The 5,021-nt window shown below is 59.0% G+C and carries 6 protein-coding genes; 3 read left to right on the top strand and 3 right to left on the bottom strand.

The annotated features are described in order from the left end of the window. Positions 1-59 precede the first annotated feature (59 nt). Positions 60-707 (top strand): pyrimidine 5'-nucleotidase, encoded by a 648-nt coding sequence (locus ABYT07_RS18680; protein ID WP_372993532.1) that lies wholly within the window; start codon positions 60-62, stop codon positions 705-707. A 9-nt stretch (positions 708-716) separates the two neighbouring features. After that, complete coding sequence (locus ABYT07_RS18675; protein ID WP_372993534.1) at positions 717-1,919, top strand: UbiH/UbiF family hydroxylase; 1,203 nt, start codon at positions 717-719, stop codon at positions 1,917-1,919. Positions 1,920-1,942: 23 nt separating this feature from the next. Here ABYT07_RS18675 and ABYT07_RS18670 read toward each other — a convergent pair whose 3' ends face one another. From ABYT07_RS18670 to ABYT07_RS18660, 3 genes are read right to left on the bottom strand one after another with little or no spacing between them, the layout of a single operon-like run. Continuing rightward, entirely contained in the window at positions 1,943-3,070 is a 1,128-nt protein-coding gene (locus tag ABYT07_RS18670) for an aminotransferase class V-fold PLP-dependent enzyme (protein WP_372993531.1), read from the bottom strand. 49 nt (positions 3,071-3,119) lie between these two features. Then, entirely contained in the window at positions 3,120-3,581 is a 462-nt protein-coding gene (locus ABYT07_RS18665) for an Lrp/AsnC family transcriptional regulator (RefSeq protein ID WP_372993530.1), read from the bottom strand. After that, a complete protein-coding gene (locus ABYT07_RS18660; protein ID WP_372993529.1) occupies positions 3,578-4,033 on the bottom strand; it encodes an Lrp/AsnC family transcriptional regulator in 456 nt (151 codons plus the stop codon). The genes ABYT07_RS18665 and ABYT07_RS18660 overlap by 4 nt, the downstream gene beginning before the upstream one ends. Positions 4,034-4,168: 135 nt before the next feature. Between ABYT07_RS18660 and ilvC the strand changes: the two genes are divergently transcribed. Then, positions 4,169-5,021: ketol-acid reductoisomerase (gene ilvC, locus ABYT07_RS18655; protein WP_372993528.1), on the top strand; the 853-nt coding region annotated here is incomplete at its 3' end.

Below are 5,021 nucleotides of genomic sequence, written 5' to 3'. Positions count from 1 at the left end.
GTCCATTTGCGCAAGCCCGCGATCTTGCGCAAATGGACGCGGGGGCTTAGCTAGGCTCTATGCCTGATACAGCTTTCTCACATGTGAACACTTGGGTCTTTGACCTTGATAACACGCTTTACCCGCCCTCCGCACGGTTGTTCGACCAAATCGAGGTCCGCATGGTCCGTTGGGTGATGGACGCCCTCAAGGTCGACAAGGACCGCGCGAATTACTTGCGCAAGCATTATTGGCACACCTATGGCACGACCCTTGCGGGGCTGATGCGTGAACATGATCTAGATCCCGGCCCCTATCTGCATGACGTGCATGACATATCTATGGATGTGCTGACGCCTGACCCTGTGCTGGCCGCAAGGATCAAAGCGCTGCCGGGACGGCGGATTATCTATACAAACGGCACCGCGCCCTATGCCGAACGCGTGGTCAAGGCGCGCGGATTAGACGGGCTGTTCGATGCAGTCTATGGCGTTGAACATGCCCGTTTTTTGCCAAAACCCGAACGTGCTGCATTTGAACAGGTATTCACCACCGACAATCTGGACACGACCAAAGCTGTGATGTTCGAGGACGACCCCCGTAACCTTGCAGCACCCCATGCCATGGGCATGGGCACCGTCCATGTTGCCCCGACCCCCGAGGCAGGCGAACATATTCATTTTCACACCGATGATCTAAGCCATTTCCTTGGGCGGATCACGGGCTAATTGACGGGTATGACCATGGATTGCGATATTCTTATCTCTGGGGGCGGGATCGCCGGACTGACTGCAGCGGCGGCGTTCGGCAGCGCTGGTTTCAAGGTGATCTGCGTTGACCCCGCCCCGCCCATCACCGATGGCGATGCGACAGGCGCTGACCTGCGGTCCACCGCAATGCTGCAACCAGCACGGCGCGTTCTTGAGGCCGCTGGCATCTGGAGCCACCTGCAAGACCACGCGGCCCCCTTGCAGATCATGCGCATTGTGGATGCCGGCGGGGCTGATCCCATCCCCCGCGTCACCCGTGAATTCAACGCCACCGAGATTTCGGATCAGCCGTTTGGCTGGAATTTTCCGAACTGGCTATTGCGCCGCGCGCTTTTGGATCGTCTTGCTGACCTGCCAACAGTCGATTTCCGACCCGGCACCGGCACCACGTCGCTGTTTACCCGAACTGCGCAGGCCCGCGTGGGCCTGAGCGACGGCAGCCGGATCACGACACCGCTGGTGATTGCTGCTGACGGACGCGACAGCCCGATGCGCAAGGCGGCGGGCATTGGCGTGACCAAATCGGGCTACGGGCAAAAGGCCATCGTGTTTTCTGCCACCCATCCCGTGCCCCATGAAAATGTATCGACTGAAATCCACCGCACGGGGGGGCCGTTCACACTGGTGCCGCTGCCTGATCGCGACAGCATGCCTTGCTCTGCCGTGGTTTGGATGGATGATGCTGCCGAATGCACGCGCCGCATGAAGCTGGATGCAAACGCTTTCTCCGAAGAAGCATCGATCCGCAGTTGCCACCTGTTCGGCCCGCTGACCCTTGCCACCGGACGCAACATCTGGCCGATCATCACGCAACACGCAACGCGCCTGTCAGGGGAACGGATCGCCCTGATCGCCGAGGCCGCCCATGTCATGCCCCCCATCGGCGCGCAGGGGCTGAACATGTCCTTGCAAGATGTCGCGACCCTGCTGGAACTGGCGCAGGCCAACCCCGGCGATCTGGGCAGTCAAAGGATGCTGGATGCCTATCACAAGGCGCGCTACGGCGACATCATGCTGCGGGTGCGCGGCATTGATCTGCTGAACCGTGCAAGTCAGGCAAGCGCGCCATTGGCCCGCGATGCCCGCGCATCGGGTCTGAACGCGCTATACGCGATGGCACCGGTGCGCAAAATGTTGATGGGGATGGGGTTGGGCATGCGGCAAGGTTAAGACCCCGCCGCAACGCTCTGAAATCAAAGTACCTTATCGACCACGCGCGCCAAACGCGCCAGCGTTCCGTCAACGTCATAAAGCTTGTCCAAGCCGAACAGACCCAAACGGAACGTCTGGAAATCATCCGGCTCGTCGCACATCAACGGCACACCTGCGGCGATCTGCATACCCTCGGCAGCAAATGCCTTGCCGTTTTGCACCGACGGATCAGACGTATAGCTGACAACGACACCCGGCGCGCCATACCCATCTGCGGCAACCGACACAACACCACGGTCCGCCAGCATCTTGCGCACCCCGTCACCCAAACGCCACTGCGCCTCTTTCAGGCGGGCAAAACCATAGGCTTGCGTTTCCTTCATCGTATCGCGGAACACCCTCAACGCGTCTGTTGGCATCGTCGAATGGTAAGCGTGGCCGCCATTTTCATAGGCCTGCATGATGCTGTGCCACTTGCCCAGATCAAGCGAGAAGCTATCCGACTTCGTCTCAGCCAGCCGCGCTATGGCACGGTCCGACATCATCACAAGGCCCGCCGACGGCGACGCGCTCCAGCCCTTTTGCGGGGCAGAGATCAGCACGTCGACGCCAAGCGTACGCATATCGACCCACGCACAGCCCGATGCAATACAATCAAGCACCATCAGCGCGCCAACCTCGTGGGCGGCTTCTGTCATCTGCTTGATATAATCGTCTGGCAGGATCACCCCTGCGCTTGTTTCAACATGCGGCGCGAACACGACCTGCGGTTTCTGGGCACGGATCGCGTCAACGACTTCATCGATGGGACATGGCGCAAAGGGGGCTGGCGTGCTGTTGCCGGTGGTGCGCGCCTTCAGCACGGTCGCGTTTCCGGTCAGATCACCATTCTCGATAATCTGGCTCCAACGGTACGAGAACCAGCCGTTGCGCACGACCAGCACATCGGCATTGCGGGCGAATTGACGGGCCACCGCCTCCATCCCGAATGTACCACCGCCGGGAACAATGGCCACGGCATCGGCACTATACACTTCTTTCAGCATGGCGCTGATGTCCTTCATCACGCCCTGGAACGCGGCGGACATGTGGTTCAGCGACCGATCCGTAAAGACGACCGAAAATTCCTCAAGACCTTGCGGGTCTACAGTGTTTAGCAATGCTGGCATGGGGGTATCCTTTTTCTTTGCGCCCAAGATACCGCGCTGCACGTCAAAGTTATAGACCCAAAGGCCCCGCCAGACGTTCTTCGCTCAGCAACACATTGGCCTCGACTGCGCCGGCCCCCGGAAGGGTCATGATCCGCCGCCGCAAGACCCGTTCAAAATCAGCCAAATCCCGCGCCACAACCCGCAAACGGTAATCATAAAGCCCCAAAACATGCTCGACCGTCTGAACTTCGGGGATGGCACTGACCGCGCGTTCGAAATCCTCAAGGCTCACGCGTCCCTTGGTGGCCAGCTTAACGCCCAGAAACACCGTCACCCCGAACCCCAATGCTTCGCGATTCAGGCGCAGCCGTTTGCCGCGCAAGATGCCAGCCTCTTCCAGCCGCCGGATACGCCGCCACGTGGCGGGCTGCGACAGCCCCATATGCCGCCCCAAAGCGCCTGCGCTTTGCGTGGCATCGCGTGCCAGCGACCGGATCAACCTGTGATCAATCTCGTCTAGGGTGATCATAACGGCAATGCCTCGTCCGATTTGATCCGTGCGACATGCATCAATGCCTCAATATCCGCGATATGCGGTAAGGTCAGGATTTTGCCGCGATAGATTGCCTGATAATGCCCCATATCACGCGCAATGATCGACAGACGCACATCTACGCGTCCCAGAAACGTCTGTATTTCAATCACTTCATCCACCTTGCGCGCGGCGACCAAGAACGCGTCAAACGCATTACCTTGCGTCTTGTCCAGCGTGATCCGCAACGACACCTCGACGGTATAACCAAGCGCGGCCCAATCCACGACCATGCCAACACCCTCGACAATGCCCGCCTCTTGCATCCGGACAATGCGTCGCGCGACCTTGCCAGCACTGGTCCCTGTCCGTTCCGCCAGCTCACCAGGGCTTAGCCCTGCATCCGCCTGCCAATGGCGTAAAATGCGCCGATCCTCATCATCAAGCATGATTTTTCCATAATTTTCCCAAACCACGCATTACCATCTTCATTTTGCCAAATAAACTCATAATCCGACAATGGCATCACCCGAACCATCAGTTATAACCACCCCAGATTTCAACGAATACGAAAGGACGCCCCAATGCGCGTTTATTACGACCGTGACTGCGACGTTAACCTGATCAAGGACAAAAAAGTCGCCATCCTCGGCTACGGCTCCCAAGGTCATGCCCACGCTTTGAACCTGCGCGATTCCGGTGCGAAGAACCTCGTCGTCGCTCTGCGTGAAGGCTCCTCCTCGATTGCCAAGGCCGAAGGCGAAGGCCTGAAGACAATGGGCATCGCCGAAGCCGCTGCTTGGGCCGACGTCATCATGTTCACCATGCCCGACGAATTGCAGGCCGAGACCTACAAGAAATACGTCCACGACAACATCCGCGAAGGCTCCGCCATTGCATTCGCCCACGGCCTGAACGTCCATTTCGGCCTGATCGAACCCAAGCCCGGCGTTGACGTGATCATGATGGCCCCCAAAGGCCCAGGTCACACCGTACGCGGCGAATACACCAAAGGCGGCGGCGTGCCTTGCCTTGTGGCCGTTGACAAAGACGCCTCCGGCAAAGCGCTGGAAATCGGCTTGTCCTATTGCTCGGCCATCGGTGGCGGTCGCTCCGGCATCATCGAAACCAACTTCCGCGAAGAATGCGAAACCGACCTGTTCGGCGAACAAGCGGTTCTGTGCGGCGGTATCGTTGAACTGATCCGCATGGGTTTTGAAACACTGGTCGAAGCCGGCTACGAGCCCGAAATGGCCTATTTCGAATGCCTGCACGAAACCAAGCTGATCGTGGACCTGATCTATGAAGGCGGCATCGCCAACATGGATTACTCCATCTCCAACACTGCCGAGTATGGCCAGTACGTTTCCGGCCCGCGCATCCTGCCCTACGCCGAAACCAAAGCCCGCATGAAGGACGTCCTCAGCGACATCCAGT

It is taken from the genome of Sulfitobacter sp., assembly GCF_041552635.1.
Lineage (GTDB): Bacteria > Pseudomonadota > Alphaproteobacteria > Rhodobacterales > Rhodobacteraceae > Sulfitobacter.
Note: the sequence above shows the minus strand (reverse complement) of the source record. Positions and strands in the feature narration are given on the sequence as shown.